This is a genomic window from Methylonatrum kenyense, assembly GCF_023195885.1.
Taxonomy (GTDB): domain Bacteria; phylum Pseudomonadota; class Gammaproteobacteria; order Nitrococcales; family Aquisalimonadaceae; genus Methylonatrum; species Methylonatrum kenyense.
In genome coordinates this window covers 1-15152 of the sequence record NZ_JALPKO010000011.1, presented here as the reverse complement: position 1 = coordinate 15152, position 15152 = coordinate 1, and the positions used below count along the sequence as shown (strand labels likewise).

Here is a 15152-nt window from a genome sequence, read left to right as displayed (position 1 = left end):
GGCTTCAACTCTCGTCGCGGATGGTCAGCGTGACGTCGCCGGACTGCAGGTGTCGGCCTTCCATCGGAATACGAACGATTTCGTCGGTATAGCGCTTGCCCTGTTTCGGCGCATCACTTTCCAGGCCGCCCCAGCCCGCGCGAATCAGCCGTCCTTCGGCATCGTCCTGGTCCCGCACGCCGATGGTCAGCGTGTCCGAGAACAGGTGTTCTCCCGAGAAATGGCGGTCGCGCACGACCCGCCGTTCGCGCACGAACACCGGCAGGATCCGCAACCGGATCTGGAAAAACGAGTATTTCTCCCGTGCCTGCGGCCGGAAACCGCGCATCAGGAACACGCGGAACAATGTCTCGCGGCCGTCCTCCAGCGCTGCCGGACTGGTGCGGATGGCCGAGCCGTCCTCCTCGCGCTGGTCCGTCATGGTCACGTCCTCGCCGCGGATCACGACCTGGGTCTCGATCAGCAGGTGGCGCAACTCGTCGTTGTCCCGCAAGGCGTCCCTCAGCACCAGGTCCTCGATCGCGATCTCGACGCTGGTATCGCCGAACAGGAAGCGTTGCAGGTTCTGGTAGGCCTCGTCGGAATTGACCATGCCCAGCGGGCCGCTGTGGGCGCGGAACACAAAGGCGCGGCTGCTGTGGCGAACATAGGCGTGTTTCATCTTGACCAGGCCGTCGCTGCGCGGGCCGACGGCCAGACGCGCCATGTTGTAGTCCTCGTGATTGGTGCCGATCAGGGAAAACACTTTCTGCGGCGGGAAGTGGCTGATCTCGTGCAGCCGGTCATCATCCCAGTCGTCGGGCACGCGCAGGTACTCGCGCATGCGGCGCGGGCCGAAGGTATCCGCATCGTTGATACCGAACAGGTCACGCAGCTTGGCGGCAAAGCCGAGCCCGGTGCGGAAGTGGATGCCACCGTGCGGCGTGCCGTAGGTGAACAGGCGATCGACCCGTTCCTCGGCGCGGTCCCGCAGGTGGCGCTGGATCAGGCTGCGGCAGACCAAGCCGCCCATGGAATGGGCCACCAGGTGCACGCGGGGTGCGCCGCTGCACCGTATCACATGCTCGATCAGCCGCCCGAGGTCGCCGGCCAGATCCTCCACCGGGTCGCGGGTGCCGTCGCCGATCTCGCGCGAGGTCTGGTCGTAATAGCGGTAGATCCAGAGTGAACGTTGCGGCACCTCGTCGCCGGATTCGCCGCGCAGTACCTCCACCTCGCCATCGCGGACCCGGGCGAAATAATCCGTATAACCATGATCCCGAATCAAGCGAACCAGCGGGCTCTCAAAGATCCGGAACTCCGGATCACCATCGGCGCCCGTCCGGATCTTCGTGCTGCCGAGATTGAAGCCGTAATAGGGCAGGTCAACCGTGGACTCCACGAAGCCCTGGTTGCCTGCATAACCACGTACGTAGATGATCGGCAGGTAGCGTTGTTCCATCGCCGAGATCCCTCTCTGTCGCCAGGCGTCTCAGGAGAATAGCTGCTCGACCGGTATGTCGCCGTCGAGCAACTCGAATTCGGTCTGGCGAAGCTCCGGTCGCCGCAACGCTTCGCGCAGCGCCAGCGCAACGTTTTCCCGGGAAATCGTGATATGACCGACAGTCGCAGGGTTCGTGGTCAGATATCCGCTGGCCGGCTCATCCGTCAACTTGCCGGGCTTCAGGATCAAATGAGGTGTTCGCGCAAGACGAATGAGGCGGTCCGCGGCATGTTTGGCCGCGGCATAGGGGCGCAGCGCCTCGGGCGCCTGCATCGGGTCCTCGGCCCGCAACGCGCTGACCATGATGAAGCGGCGCATGCTCGTCGCGTCGGCCAGGTCCATGGCCCGGATGGCCCCCAGCAGATCGATCAACAGGGTCTTGTCGGCCCCGGTGTGGGGTCCTGAGCCGGCAGTGAAGAGGATCTCGCTGCAGCCTTCCGCGGCATGGCGGAAGTCGCCTTCGAGATCGGCAATCACCGTCTCGATGCCCTGGTCGCTGAACCATGGTGCCTGCTCGGCCTGCCGAAGCATCGCGCGTACGGGCAGATCCGCCCGGGCGGCGAGCGCGCAGAGCTGGCGACCGATCTGGCCGTTGGCGCCGATGACCAGTGTTTTCATCTGCCGGTTCCCCGTGTTTTTGCGTGATGTCTGCGAGTGGGCAAGAATCCCGAGCATGAAAAAGCGAGCCGGTAAACGCAAGCTGTTGCCCCGAATCCTGCGGCAAGTGGCTCTGGTCCTGGGTGGGACCCTGCTTTTGCTGGCGACGCTCAGTGTCTTGCTGGTGCTGTTGTTCCGGGTGGTGAATCCACCCACCACCGCCTTCATGTTGCAGCATTCCTGGCAGGCCTGGGGCAATGAGGAACTGGCTGCGCCGCGCCGGGAATGGATAGACTGGGACGATATATCGCCGCACATGCGCTTGGCGGTGGTTGCCGCAGAAGACCAGCTTTTCCCGCACCACCGGGGATTCGATTTCGATTCGATCGCTGCCGCTGTCGCCGACTACCGGGATGGCGGGCGACTCCGTGGTGCCAGCACGATCAGCCAGCAGGTGGCGAAGAACCTGTTTCTGTCGCCACGGCGGAGTCTGGTGCGCAAGGGTGTCGAGGCCTGGTTCACGGTGCTGATCGAGCAGTTCTGGGGCAAGCGCCGGATCCTCGAGGTGTACCTGAATGTCGCCCGGTTCGGCCCCGAGGTCTACGGTGTCGAGGCCGCGAGCCAGCAGTATTTCAACAAGCCTGCCGCCCAGCTGCAGCCGGCGGAGGCCGCGCTGCTGGCCGCAGTGCTGCCGAGCCCCAACCGTTTCCGGGTCGACGCGCCGTCGGATCATGTCCGCTCACGCCAGATCTGGATCCAGCGCCAGATGCAGTCCCTCGGCGGGACGGCTTACTTAGGCGCGCTCTAGGAGCGCGCGTTTAAGGTGTAACGTTTAAGGTTTTAAGTTGTTGACGTAAAACATAAAACGTAACACCTAAAACGGGATTTTAATCCCATTGCTGCGGCACCATCTGGATCTCGGATGTGTCGTAGCCCTTGTCGCCGAGGAAGGCGATGATCTGCTGCAGGTCCTTGTCGGCCATCTCGGGCTCCCGCGCCATGATCCAGACATAGTCGCGCTTGCTGCGGCCGATCACGGTCTGGGTGTAGTCCTCGTCCAGCCAGATGACCAGGAACTCGGCCTTGATCGGCCAGATGAACTGCATGCCCCATTCGGCATTGTTGTCACTGCGGACGAAGCCGGTGGGGTTGTAGCGCTTTTTTTCACCATCGAAACCGCCCTGGCGGAAGGTGAACACCGTGTCGATGGTGCCGTCCGCGTTCAGGCTGTAGCTTTCCACCGCATTATGGGCGTCCCGTTCCAGGTATGTCGGGATGTTGGCAATGACGTACCAGTCGCCCATGTAGCGGTCCAGGTCGACATGATCGACGGTCGGCATCGGTGGGGTGGACTGACAGCCGGCAAGCAGGCCTGCCGCGAGCAGCGAGAGCGGAGCGGGTACACGGTGCATGGTGGTCTCTCCGAATGGACTGATCCACTGACAGACGCCGCCCGGCAATGTTCATCCGCCGGCGATCAGAAGTATGCCCAGCAGTAGCAGCAGACCGATCAGAAGCAACGTGACCAACTGTTCCGGTAGATCCCTTTCCAGCAGGCCGAGCAGCCTGTCCTTGCCGTCGGCCGCCCGTCGATGACCTTGCTCCAATGCGGCCTGGGCCCGTTCAAGCCCGAGCTGGTCCCGTAGCCGGTTTACGCTCTCCAGCATGCGTCTGACCAGACGCTCGATCGGCGCAAGGATATCGCCCTCGGCGATGGTGAAGCGCAGGTGTCTCGCACCAAGCAGGACGATCAGGCCGGCGAGTGCGATGGGCCAGCTCGCGTCGATCAGTCCGCTAGCAGCCATTGCGTAGCTGCGGACATCGCCATCCGCCAGGGCCCAGGGAAGACTGACAGCGGCGATGGCCAGAATGACCCAGGACCAGGTCGCCAGGGTGTCCGGTGGCGGCTGGTCGCTTGCCGTTTCGCGAAGGCGTTGCAAGGCTCGCAGCAGCAGCAGGCTGGTGGTGATTGAACTCAGCGTGACAAGCAGCGGCAGCGGTTCGATCAGTGTCGATTTCAGCGCTGCCTTGGCCAGCAGTCCGCCACTGATGGGCAGTCCGGCGATGGTCAGCGCCAGCAGAACGGTCACAAGCCGGCGCCAGCGGGCGCCTGGCCAATGGTCCACCGCCAGGAACAGGGCACCCTTGGCCAGGACATGATGGCCGGCGAACAGGGCGATTACGGGCATCGCGGTCACCGGATCAAGCCGGCCCCCGAGTAACAGCGCCACCGGTACGGTCAGCAAGCCCATCTGGCTGATCGTGGAATAGGCGAGGACTGTTTTCGGCCGCTGCTGCAGACAGCCCGCAAGGGCCGCGAGAAAGGCGCCGGCGAAGCCGAGCAGGAGCAGGATGTCTGCGGCCAGCTGCAGTGGCTCGGTGTCCGACGGCAGAAAACGCAGCCAGCCTATCAGGCCGCCCTTGACCAGCAGGCCGGAGAGTACCGCGCTGGCCGGCACCGGTGCCGCCGGATGCGCCAGCGGCAGCCAGACATGCAGCGGAATCACGCCCATCTTGACCGCGAAACCGGTCAGCAGCAGGCCCCCGGCCAACGCCGGCCTGTCCAGCGCGGCGAACACCTGCGGGATATCGGCGACGGTCGGATTGCCGGCCTCGGCCGCGAGCAGGAAGATCCCGGCCAGCAGCAGGCTCTCGCCGCCGATGGCAAGGATCAGGTAGATCCTGCCGGCGTACCACGCCTCATGGTTTGCCTTATGCACAACCAGGCCGTAGGCGGAGAAGGTCATCACCGCGAAGCAGAGATAGAACGAGGCCAGGTCCTGGCTCAGCAACATGCCCAGATTGCCGCTCAGCGTAAACAGCCAGCACATGCCGAAACGGCGTCCGTCGCGGCCCTCGAACAAGCCGCCGGCGGCCAGCGTTGCAGCCGGCCAGAGTAGTGCGGCGCAGAACAACAGGACCCGACTCACCTCGTCCAGCGCCAGCGTTGTCCCCAGCAGCAGCCAGGACAGATGCAAGTCGGATGGCTCCAGCAGCACGACCAGCAGTGCCACCACACATGTGCCGATAACGCCGCCGCCGGCGCTGTTGCGGCCCAGGCGGCCGGCCAGGGCTGCGGTGCCGAGCACCAGCGGCAGCGACGGCAGCAGCATCAGCAGCAGATTCACGGGCTGTACTCCCGCTGGACCAGCAGTTCGACCCAGGCCAGTGGGCTCCAGCCGGAGCCGGCAAACAGACCGACCGCCAGGGCGGCGAAGCCGGCGAACAGGGTGGGACCGAGTAGACCCACGGGAGCTTCGGCCAGGCTGTCATCGGCCTGCTTCGGCGGGCGGAACCAGGCCCGGTGCAATATCGGCAGGAAATAGATGGCGTTCAATACGGTACTGGCCAGCAGGACACCGATTACCCAGAGCTGTCCGGCGGCGACCGCCCCCAGGCCCAGGTACCATTTGCTGATGAACCCGGCCAGCGGCGGCAGGCCGATCATGCCCAGGGCCCCCAGCGTGAACATGGCCGTGGTCCACGGCATCCGGCGTCCGATGCCGTCGAGCTCGTCGATGGAATGAATGCCATGGGTCTCGGCATAGCAGCCGGCGCAGAAGAACAGGGTGATCTTCATCAGTCCCTGATGGACCAGGTGCACCAGCCCGCCGATGCTGGCCAGCGGATTGGCCAGGGCAACGCCGAGCGCGATGTAGGACACCTGGCTGACCGTGGAATAGGCCAGCCGGCGTTTGAGGTCGGTCTGCCAGATCGCGCGCAGCGACCCGTAGATGATGGTCACGGAGGCGGCAATCGCCAGCACTTCGGCCATGCCCAGCGCCTGGGTCAGTTCGATGCCGTAGACGTCGTAGACCACGCGGACGATACCGAAGGCGCCGGCCTTGACCACGGCAACGGCGTGCAGCAGGGCACTGACCGGTGCCGGTGCCACCATGGCGGTCGGCAACCAGCCATGCAGCGGCGCCAGTGCAGCCTTGACCCCCATGCCGGTGATCAGCAGGGCAAATATCAAAGTCAGCACCAGTGGATGGCTTTCGCCACGTTCCACGAGGGTGCCGCCTGCAACGAAATCCTGCGGTCCGGCCAAGCCGTGCAGCAGCACGATCCCCAGCAATAACACCGCGCCGCCGCCAAGCGTGTAGCACAGGTAGCCACGGCCGGCCCGCATCGCCTGCTGTGTGCCGCGATGGATCACCAGCGGCCAGGTGGCCAGGGTCAGCATCTCGTAGAAAATGAAGAATGTGAAAAGGTTGCCGGCGGTGGCGATGCCCATGGTTGCAGCCACGCACAGGCTGAAGAAACCGAAGAAACGTGCCCGGTTGGGCGAGTCCTCCAGATAGGCGATGGCATAGATGGTGGTGGCCAGCCAAAGCAGCGCCGACAGGCTGATGAACAGCATGCTGAGCGCGTCCGCCTGCAGCACCAGATCGATGCCCGGCATCAGCGGCAGCCGGACAATAAACTCGTGCCCGGCCCGGACACCCAGCAACATGATCCCGACCAGCACCAGCTTGATCAGGGCGGCCGCAAGGTTGATCCCGATGCGCAACCTCGGCCGACCTTCACCGAGGGCGAAGATCACGGCCGCGGCAAGCAGTGAACTGAGCAGCACCCAGAGGGGCATGGCCTGATAGGCGAGGCTCACGAGCCGCCTCCCGGGATGTCACCAAGCAGATCCAGCAGCGGTGCCGAGATCAGGCCCAGGCCAATGGCCAGCAGCGCCAGGGCAGTTGCCGTCCATGCCATCAGGCGGCCCGGCACGGGGCCGTCGCGGCGCTCTGCCGGTTCGGCGGATTGCAGGAAGGCAAGGCGCAACACACGGAAAATGTAGCCGGCCGCCAGCAGGCCGCCGGCCACCAGCGCGGCAGTCCACCACCATTGCCCAGTCTGCAGCGATGCGGTGAGCAACAGCCACTTGGCAGTGAAACCACCGCTTGGCGGCAATCCCATGATGCTGACGCCGGCCAGGCCGAAGGCCAGCAGGCTCACCGCCAGTGGACGGTCGATGCCGCGCAATGCCTCCAGTCGATCCTGGCCCAGGTAATACAGGAGGTTGCCGGCTGCCAGAAACAGCGCCGCCTTGGCGACGCCGTGAGCCAGACCGTGGTAAACGGCGCCTTGCCAGGCGGCAGTCACCGCCATCGGAAAGAAAAGCAGCATGTAGCCGAGCTGGGCCACCGTGGAATAGGCAACCACCAGCTTGAGACGGGACTGCCGGAATGCCTGCCAGGAACCGAACAGCACGGCGCTGGCGCCAAGCAGGCCCAGCAACTGGCCGGCGGCGATCGAGACCAGCGGTTCCAGGGCCCCGGTCCAGAGCCGCAGCAGCAGGTAGATTGCGGCCTTTACCACCAGGGCAGACAGGATCGCGCTGACCGCTGCCGGCGCGCCGCCATGCGCCGCCGGTAGCCAGATATGAAACGGCAGGATTGCGCCCTTGATCAATATGCCGGTGATGATCAGCGCGGCCGCCAGTGGGCCGGCGAGACTGCCCGTGGGCGTCGCCGCGGGAAGCAGGGCCAGGTCCAGGGTGCCCGCCTGGGCGTAAAGCAGCGCCACGCCGGCGAGATAGATCAGAGAGCCGAGTAATGCGAACAGCAGGTAACGCAGGGCGGCATCGACGGTTTTTCGCGGCCCGGCCAGCAGCACCAGGGGGATCGCCGCAAGGGTGACCAGTTCCAGTGTGACGTAGATGTTGAACAGGTCGCGGGACAGGAACAGGGCATTCAATGACCCCAGCAGCAATGGCCAGAGCGTCCAGAACTGCCAGGCGGAACGGGCATGACCACCGAATGCGGGTATCGCGTACAGGGAGATCGCGACCGCCAGCACCGCGGTGAGCAGCAGCATCAACGTGGCCAGGCCATCCGCCTGCAGGTGGATGGCCAGCGGTTCTCCCCAGCCGCCGAGATCGGCAATCACCGGCTCGCCGCCAGCGACCGCGCGCAGCAGCAGGAGCACTAGCAGCAGGTTGAAGCCGGAAACGAACTGCTGGGACCAGGGCACGGCACGGCCCAGCACGAACTGGCCGAGGCCGGCAAGAAACGGGACAAAGACCAGCAGCACCGGCAAGGCCTCAGTCATTGCCGTCGTCCTCCGGCCGCGCCTGACGGCGAATCAGGGCCAGCCCGAACGCGGTCGCGCTGACTGCGATCACGATTCCGGTCAGCACCATGGCATGGGGCACGGGGTCCGGGCCGTCCGGCAGGCGTCGGGCAATCAGGATCAGTGCCAGGAAAACGCCATTGCCGACCAGGTTGATTGCCAGCAGCCGTCGCAGTGGATGACGGCACACGCAGAAACCGTAGAGGCCGAAGGCCATCAGCCCGGCCGCGGCCAGGGCGAACGGATCAATCCCGCTCATGGCCGGCTCCTGGCAAGTCCGGGCGTGCCGGTGAACAGCAACAGCAACGACAGCGCGATGGAAATCGCCAGGCTGAATTCGATCAGCACCATCAGTGGTGTGACCAGTCCATCGGGATACGCCATGAAATGCCCGGTCACCGGCACCAGCAAAACCCCTGCCGTAGTGAAGACAATGGCGCCCAGGGCCAGAAGCCCGCGCAGCCAAAGGCCGTCCACGGATGCGCCGCGCAACAGACCGGTCAGTGCCAGCATGACACCGGCACCGGCAAGCACGGCGCCGCCCTGGAAAGCACCGCCGGGACTGTAGGCCCCGGCCCAGACCAGATACAGGCCGATCAGCAGGATCGGTGGCAGAAACAGACGAGCCAGGCTTGGCGACAGTAGGGTCGCCGGCGCGATCCGGGAGCCGTCCTGCAATGGTCGGCGCACGATCAGGGCGCCGATCAAGGCCATCAGCAGGACACCCATTTCCAGCAATGTGTCGTAGGCGCGGAAGTTCAGCAGTACGGCGGTGACCGGCTGTTTGACGCCTGCCGCATCCAGTTGCGCCAGGGCAGTCTCGCCGGCTGCCGCCGGTTCGGGCGCCGTTTCATGCAGCGCCAGCGCAAGCATCACCGCCAGGGCCAGACCGCCCAGTGCGGAGACAGCCTGCTTCATGCCGTGCCACGGCCACGGGAACTCGTGATGGATGCCTGAAGCCGGCAGATGGCGCCACGTCCCCAGCAGCAGCACGCCGAGCAGTCCGGCGCCGATGGCCGCCTCGGCCAGGGCCAGGTCCGGCGCCTGAAGCCTGACCCAGGACAGGGCCAACAGCAGGCCAAGCACGATGAACGCCACGATCGCCTGGAGCAGGCTGGCGGCGGTGACGCATCGCCCGGCGAGCAGGAGCAACAGCAGCGCGAGGACGCCATCCAGCAGCATCATGCCCGCGGCTCCGAATCGGAATCCGTGCCATCCAGTGCGTACCGCGCGATCAGGTGGCAGGCCACCGAGGCGGCGATCAGGGCCAGCAGCCAGACCAGCGCTATCAGCACGGCCAGGCGCGGCGATCCGCTGAGCAGGGCCACCCCGAGGGCAAGAAAACCCAGGCCCGTATTGTCCGCCTTGGTCAAGGCGTGCAGCCGGCTGTGAATGTCCGGAAAGCGCAACAGCCCGACGGTGCCGGCGATATAGAAAGCGGTGCCAACGACGATCAGCACACTGGCAGTGATACTGGCCAGGGTCACGGTTTGCGCTCCGTGCCGTAGACGAAACCCAGGGCCAGCAACGCGGCAAACAGCACAAACACCAGTGCGGCATGGATCAGGGCCGGTTGCTCAAGCCGTATCGCCAGCAGCAGCAACAGGCCCACCGTGGTCGTGCCGGACAGCTGGATGGCGAGAATGCGATCGGCGGCGGCCGGTCCGGCGATGACGCGGACCAGACCCAGTCCGAGGAGCAGGATGAGTGCCAGGCAGGCGGCATCCAGCACCAGTACGATCACGGCTCAAGCTCCGGTTCATCGGGAAATACCCACGAGATGCGTTGTTCCAGCAGGGGCAGGTCGTCTCGCATGGCGGGATCCAGCAGATGCACGCGTACCGTGTCCGTATTCATATCGGCGGCCAGTGTTCCCGGCATCAGACTGATACTGAGCAGGAACAGGTTGCGGGCGGGCGGCGTTCGCAGCCGGCAGGTGTAGTCCAGCCAGCCCGGGTCCAGTGGCAGGTCGGGTTGCAGGGCGCGGCGCGACACATCGATGCCGCCGAGTACCGAACGGCTCAGGAAGAACCTCAGAAAAGCCAGCAGGCCCGACAGGCGCATCGCCGGCAGCCTGGATGGAGCCAGCCAGGCTGCCAGCAAGCCGGTGGCGAGGGCGGCGACCAGGGCGTAAGCGAGGCCATACGCACCGGCAAGTAGCCACCAGAAGCCGAAGGCGAAGAGGCCGGTTGCCAGTGCCCAGTTGCGCCGTTCCGCCAATCCGTTGCCTCCCTGCCTGATTCGAGTTACCGGTTCTACCAATCACCCCGGGTCACGGCAAGCTGGGGCGGCCGCTCCGTCGCGGTTCCGATATTGGGATGGTTGCCCCGGGCGCTATCGGAGACGCACCGGCCTGCATGTCAACGGGCAAGGCAGCAGGCGGAAGTCTGTCGAGGCAGACGCGCGAATAATTCAGTGGTTCCCTAGTCCCGATTCGGCGAACTCCTGGTGCAGCGCCTCCAGGCCTTCGAACTGGCCGGTAAAACCGCAGCGACTGGCGGTGTTGACCAGCAGCAGCGGCTGCCCGGCCAGAACATCGCGCAGTTTGACGGTCTCATCGGCGTGCAGGCGCCGCAGTTCATGGTTAAACATTGCGTCAGTATCCGGTGCGTCGGCGAGCAGACTGCTGCTGGCCAGAATGCCGGCAAGTGCAATGGCAAACAGGTGGGGAATGCGCATGACCGGGATCTCCCTGGCGGAACAGATGGCTGCCTCATCAGCGCTTAGAGGGCAATGTCTTGGGCTTGTCGACCGAAGCCGACCGGCGCAGTTCAGGCGCCAAGCAGCAGGCCCAGAGCCACGGTGTTGAGAGCCGCGTGGGCGATGATTGCCGGCCACAGTGTGTTCCAGTGCAGGGTGGCCCGGGCCAGCACGATGCCGACCAGGGCGGTCTGGGCGATGCCGATCCAGCCCTGGTAGCCGTGGCCCAGGCCGAACAGCAGGGACGACAGCATCACCGGAGGCCAGATCCCGGCAAGCAGCAGACGGCTCCGATGCAGCAGGAAGCCCCGGGCCAGCAGTTCTTCATACAGGGCAACAAACAGCATCAGGGCCGCGATCGCGGCAAGCGGTAGGCCGCCCACCAGAAAGCCGGCGACGTCAGTCAGTCGTGCATGGTGTTGTTCCAGCGCCCCCGGCGACAAGAGCATGACCAGGCCGGCGAACACCCCATTGCACAGGAAGACCACCAGCAGGACGGTCAGCCCGCGGGGCAGGTCTCGGAGCTGGGGACGGACCAGGCCGATTGCCGACCAGGGGATCGCCCGCCAGCGGAGCAGGCTGTAAAGACCGGCGAGAATGATCAGCCCCTGGGCAAGCACCACCTGCAGTGCCAGGGGTGTCGCCGGGCCGGCGAAGGCGCTGCCGATCACGGCCGCGGTGATGCCGGCGAACAGGACCAGTGCTACAGCCAGTGCTAGTTCGCCGGTCAGTGCCAGCCGCGTCGGTCTTGAACTCTCGGCCAAACCTGCCGCTCAAGCAGACACGGGCACGGCCGATTGCATCAGCCTGCGCTCAGGGCTCCAGGTGATAGGCATGCACGACGCCATCCATCATCTGCGGCAGGATGACCAGGCCCTGGTCCAGCAGCACCAGATGGTCGGCCAGGCCCTGGCCCAGATTCATCAGGCTTTCGAAGCTACCGTCCGGTTGAATCCGGTAAAGGTCACCGCTCACCCAGTCGGTCACCAGGTAATTGCCGTCGCCATCCGGCTGCACGCCGTCCAGATGGCCGACTTCGCTACCATCTCCCAGGCTCTGGACTGCACCGGAATCCCGTTCCACCTGTTTCAGGTGGCCAACGGTATCGGTCTCGAAGCCGTCGACGATATTGCCCCAGGAACCGATGATCAGCGTGCCGTTCTCGACCAGCACACCGTTCGGCCCCTGCAGCTCACTGTTCTCCAGCCAGCGGGTAAATTCGCCATCCCGCAGCCGGTAGATCGCATCGGTCATCATGTCGGAGACGTAGACGTTGCCATCCGGAGCCGCGGCAACATCGTTGAGGAATACTGCACCGCTGCCTTCGTGGCGCGCGACGATATCGCCACTGGCGAGGTCGATTTCAACCAGATGGTCGATGTCGGCCGCAAACAGCCGGTCTCCCACGATATCGATGCCCTTGGGAGCATTCAGGTCCGAAGCCCAATTCAGGGTGTCCACCTCGCCGTCCAGGGTGATCCTGCTGATGAAACCCTCGCCGTTGGCGTCATCCGGGTCGCCGGCAACATTGCTCACGTACAGGTAGCCGGAGGCGGCGTCGTAGGCGATGGATTCGGGTTGTTCGAAGACGGCATCCGTCTCCCAGGCCGGCTCCAGCGCACTGGCGGTGCCGGCGAAACCGATCGCGGCCAGGCTCAGGCCGAGGGCGAGGTGGCGGGGTGCGGCAAGTCGGTTTTCACTGGACATCGAATTCGGTCTCCTGTCTGAAGGTCGTCTCGGATAACATGGGGTTTCAGACTGCAGGTTCAAGCATAAGGAATGGATTGATGCGTCACCACAGTGCAAGGATAGTCGTTCCGGCAAGCCTGCTCGCCAGCCTGATGCTTGTCGCCTGTGCCGGCACGGAGGGCGGGCGCTTTGCCGAGGAAGCGCGTTGGGTCAACCCTGATGTCTCCGCCGAGGACCAGCGCCGACGGTACAATCTCGATATGTCCCGCTGCGAGCCGATTGCCGATCGTCGAATCATGGAAATCGATGAACAGCGCATGCGTGAGGCCGAGGAAGAGGGCGAAACCGATGCCGACACGGCCATCTACGAGGATGGCGAGCGGCAGGCACTGCGACGGCGCGCCCTGCATGACTGCATGCGCGAGCGCGGCTGGCAGCGCGCCCGCGACTGACGTCTTGGGCTGGATAACGGCAGCGCGCCCCGCGCCGTTGTGCCATCGCAGGCAGACCGCCCTCCAGGGCGAAGCGCTGCCAGGGATTGTTGCGGTGCCTCCTGTCTGTGGCCTCCGATCGGCATCCACCGGCGGCGGCAGCATGCGCACGATTGCTGCCGCCGGCAGATGCAATCGCCTCCCTCTTCAATGAATCGCACCTGGCTCGATTTCGGTCCTGTCCTGGCAACTCTTCTGGCGGCGCTGGCGGGGCTCTTTCTGTTGCACCTGGTGGCTTCCGACCTTGGCGATGCCGCGATGGTCACCGTCTGGCTGCTAATGAGTCTGGTGCTTGCCCGCGGTCTCTACCGGCAGGCGCGTGCGCGGCGTCGACTGTTCATCGCGGCGCATGTGCGCGCAGACAGTCCGCTACAGCGGCTCCTGGGTGGCCGGCTGTTTCTGGGCCTGAAGGCAGCCCTGCTCGCTGCGGTGCTCGGCATGCTGCTGCCCCCGTTTGTCGTGCGCCTGGATCAGACGGCGGCCTGGCAGCTGCTGTTGCTGCATCTGCCGCTGGCCGCCCTGGCCCAAGTCTGGCTGCAACGCAGCCTGGCACGCCATCTGTCGGCGGATTACCTGCCGATTGCCTGCTGGCGCCTTGGTCTGGGGTTGAACCTCGGTGTGCTTGTCATCCTGCTGGCCGTGGCCGGTCTCCATGGCAGCTATCCCGATATGCATGGGCTCAGTCTGGTGAACGCGGTGTCCGCCGAGGTGGCATTGCAACAGGCGGGCAGCCGCGTATTACTGACCGCGCTGCAGTTGCATGCGGCCCTGGATGCCATTGCCTGGTGGCTGGCGCAGCAACTGACGCCGGCGGTCGGCCTGCCGATACTCCAGCTTGGCGGCTGGTTGCTGTTGTTTGGCGTCAAGGCGCTGTTTCTGTGGTCCTATCTGCTGTACCTGGCCGGCGTGTTGATGCTGGCGGCGGAGGTCCGGACCTGCTGGAGTCGGAATGGCGGTGGCAACTGAGATGGAGCGATCAGCGAACAGGAGCCTGCTCGGTCTGGGGGTTGCCGTACTGGTTGGCGGGCTGCTGTGGTTTGCCATCGATCAGCGCGAAACCCTGCAGGATCTCTGGCGGGATGAGCCGGCGCTGGTGGTCGAGCTGGGTGGTGCCCACCACCGGTTATCGCCGACCGAGGCCCTGGAGCTCGATGCCCTGTCCCGCGAGCATCTGCAGGCCTCACAGTCCGGTTTGCAGCAGCAACTGACGCAGCTGGTTGATGAGGAACTGGATCGCCTGTTCGCCGATGTCCATGCGCGCGTGCCGGCTTTCGCCGACTGGTATTTTTCCCTGGCGGGCGAGTACAGCCGGATCACGTTCTGGCTGCTTGGGCAGGCCGGTATGGTTGATGGCGATGTCGTGTTGCAGCGGCTGCAGAGCGAGTTGTTCGATGACACCGATTACGCAACCCGGCTGCAACGCCTGAATCGGGCCGGCGCGATGACGATGCAGACCCACCATCAACAGATGCGTGCCGACTGGATCGAGCAGGTGATGCAACGCGTCTCCGGTCGCACCGTTGCGCCGGAAACGTTGCCGGAGAACGAAATCCGACTGTCGCTGGACGATGTGCTGCCGGCTCTCGATCAGCGCTCCGGTCCGGCCTTTGAAGACCGTCTGGCGGCTTCCTCGATGGCTGCATCCGGAGCCGGGGCAGCGACGGTTACGGCACGGCTGCTGGGACGGCGTGCGCTGGGTACGGCAGGAGGCTCGCTGGCCGCCCGGGGCGCAAGCCGCAGCGCGGCCAGGGCCGGGCCGGCGGCCGGGGCGGGCGCAGCCATTTGCAGCCCCACCGTGGTCGGGGCCCCGGTGTGCGGCGCACTGGCCTTCGGCCTGACCTGGGTCGCCACCGACTGGGGGTTGCTGCGTTTCGATGCCTGGCGCAACCAGGCCGCCCTTGAAGCGGAGTTGCATAATGCCATCGCCGAACTGCGCGAGGACCTCGAAGCCCAGGTCCTGGCGCATTGGCACTTCGTCGTGGAGCAGCAGCACGCGGATCTGCGCCAATCGGTGGAACGCAGTTTCATTCCGGTGCGGGCATTGGCCGCAAAGGACAGGTCCTGAGCGGCCTTGCCTCTGGTTGGGCCGCATTTATCCGAGGCAAGGCGCGCTGTGCAGGAAG

The 15152-nt window shown here is 65.2% G+C and carries 18 protein-coding genes; 4 read left to right on the top strand and 14 right to left on the bottom strand.

What is annotated here, in order from left to right; translation table 11 throughout:
- Nucleotides 1-4 precede the first annotated feature (4 nt).
- Together M0534_RS12150 and M0534_RS12145 are read right to left on the bottom strand one after the other, a co-directional pair.
- The gene (locus M0534_RS12150; protein WP_248568707.1) at nucleotides 5-1441 is read right to left on the bottom strand and encodes a lipase family alpha/beta hydrolase; all 1437 of its coding nucleotides are present in this window, start codon (nucleotides 1439-1441) and stop codon (nucleotides 5-7) included.
- Between the two features lie 30 nt (nucleotides 1442-1471).
- Nucleotides 1472-2101 carry an SDR family oxidoreductase gene (locus M0534_RS12145; protein WP_248568706.1) on the bottom strand — a complete coding sequence of 210 codons (630 nt, stop codon included), beginning with the start codon at nucleotides 2099-2101 and terminating at the stop codon, nucleotides 1472-1474.
- A 55-nt stretch (nucleotides 2102-2156) separates the two neighbouring features.
- On the opposite strand from M0534_RS12145, the gene mtgA reads away from it, so the two are divergent.
- A complete protein-coding gene (gene mtgA, locus M0534_RS12140) occupies nucleotides 2157-2888 on the top strand; it encodes a monofunctional biosynthetic peptidoglycan transglycosylase (protein WP_248568705.1) in 732 nt (243 codons plus the stop codon).
- A gap of 79 nt (nucleotides 2889-2967) precedes the next feature.
- Here the strand turns inward: mtgA and M0534_RS12135 are convergent, their stop codons facing one another.
- The 12 genes from M0534_RS12135 to M0534_RS12080 form a co-directional block, all read right to left on the bottom strand.
- Nucleotides 2968-3492, bottom strand: a complete 525-nt coding sequence (locus tag M0534_RS12135) for a lipocalin family protein (protein ID WP_248568704.1) — start codon at nucleotides 3490-3492, stop codon at nucleotides 2968-2970.
- A 51-nt stretch (nucleotides 3493-3543) separates the two neighbouring features.
- Complete coding sequence (locus tag M0534_RS12130) at nucleotides 3544-5208, bottom strand: complex I subunit 5 family protein (protein WP_248568703.1); 1665 nt, start codon at nucleotides 5206-5208, stop codon at nucleotides 3544-3546.
- Nucleotides 5205-6668 carry a proton-conducting transporter transmembrane domain-containing protein gene (locus M0534_RS12125; protein WP_248568756.1) on the bottom strand — a complete coding sequence of 488 codons (1464 nt, stop codon included), beginning with the start codon at nucleotides 6666-6668 and terminating at the stop codon, nucleotides 5205-5207. Before M0534_RS12125 ends, M0534_RS12130 begins: the two co-directional genes overlap by 4 nt.
- 17 nt (nucleotides 6669-6685) lie before the next feature.
- A complete protein-coding gene (locus M0534_RS12120) occupies nucleotides 6686-8128 on the bottom strand; it encodes a complex I subunit 5 family protein (RefSeq protein WP_248568702.1) in 1443 nt (480 codons plus the stop codon).
- Nucleotides 8121-8408: an NADH-quinone oxidoreductase subunit K gene (locus tag M0534_RS12115; RefSeq protein ID WP_248568701.1), complete on the bottom strand. Its 288-nt coding sequence runs from the start codon at nucleotides 8406-8408 to the stop codon at nucleotides 8121-8123. The genes M0534_RS12120 and M0534_RS12115 overlap by 8 nt, the downstream gene beginning before the upstream one ends.
- Nucleotides 8405-9334, bottom strand: a complete 930-nt coding sequence (locus M0534_RS12110; RefSeq protein WP_248568700.1) for a hydrogenase subunit MbhD domain-containing protein — start codon at nucleotides 9332-9334, stop codon at nucleotides 8405-8407. Before M0534_RS12110 ends, M0534_RS12115 begins: the two co-directional genes overlap by 4 nt.
- Nucleotides 9331-9636: a cation:proton antiporter gene (locus M0534_RS12105; protein WP_345894727.1), complete on the bottom strand. Its 306-nt coding sequence runs from the start codon at nucleotides 9634-9636 to the stop codon at nucleotides 9331-9333. Before M0534_RS12105 ends, M0534_RS12110 begins: the two co-directional genes overlap by 4 nt.
- Nucleotides 9633-9893, bottom strand: coding sequence for an MrpF/PhaF family protein (locus M0534_RS12100; protein WP_248568699.1), 261 nt, complete (start codon nucleotides 9891-9893; stop codon nucleotides 9633-9635). The genes M0534_RS12105 and M0534_RS12100 overlap by 4 nt, the downstream gene beginning before the upstream one ends.
- On the bottom strand, nucleotides 9890-10369 hold the full coding sequence (locus M0534_RS12095; protein ID WP_248568698.1) for a Na+/H+ antiporter subunit E: 480 nt from the start codon (nucleotides 10367-10369) through the stop codon (nucleotides 9890-9892). Before M0534_RS12095 ends, M0534_RS12100 begins: the two co-directional genes overlap by 4 nt.
- Before the next feature lie 192 nt (nucleotides 10370-10561).
- Nucleotides 10562-10828, bottom strand: a complete 267-nt coding sequence (locus M0534_RS12090; RefSeq protein WP_248568697.1) for a hypothetical protein — start codon at nucleotides 10826-10828, stop codon at nucleotides 10562-10564.
- A gap of 92 nt (nucleotides 10829-10920) precedes the next feature.
- Nucleotides 10921-11613: a CPBP family intramembrane glutamic endopeptidase gene (locus tag M0534_RS12085; protein ID WP_248568696.1), complete on the bottom strand. Its 693-nt coding sequence runs from the start codon at nucleotides 11611-11613 to the stop codon at nucleotides 10921-10923.
- Between the two features lie 49 nt (nucleotides 11614-11662).
- Nucleotides 11663-12556, bottom strand: a complete 894-nt coding sequence (locus tag M0534_RS12080) for an SMP-30/gluconolactonase/LRE family protein (protein ID WP_248568695.1) — start codon at nucleotides 12554-12556, stop codon at nucleotides 11663-11665.
- Between the two features lie 80 nt (nucleotides 12557-12636).
- Between M0534_RS12080 and M0534_RS12075 the strand changes: the two genes are divergently transcribed.
- From M0534_RS12075 to M0534_RS12065, 3 genes are all read left to right on the top strand, one after another.
- On the top strand, nucleotides 12637-12990 hold the full coding sequence (locus tag M0534_RS12075) for a hypothetical protein (RefSeq protein ID WP_248568694.1): 354 nt from the start codon (nucleotides 12637-12639) through the stop codon (nucleotides 12988-12990).
- A 189-nt stretch (nucleotides 12991-13179) separates the two neighbouring features.
- Entirely contained in the window at nucleotides 13180-13995 is an 816-nt protein-coding gene (locus tag M0534_RS12070; protein ID WP_248568693.1) for a hypothetical protein, read from the top strand.
- Nucleotides 13979-15094 (top strand): hypothetical protein, encoded by a 1116-nt coding sequence (locus tag M0534_RS12065; protein WP_248568692.1) that lies wholly within the window; start codon nucleotides 13979-13981, stop codon nucleotides 15092-15094. Before M0534_RS12070 ends, M0534_RS12065 begins: the two co-directional genes overlap by 17 nt.
- Nucleotides 15095-15152 lie beyond the last annotated feature (58 nt).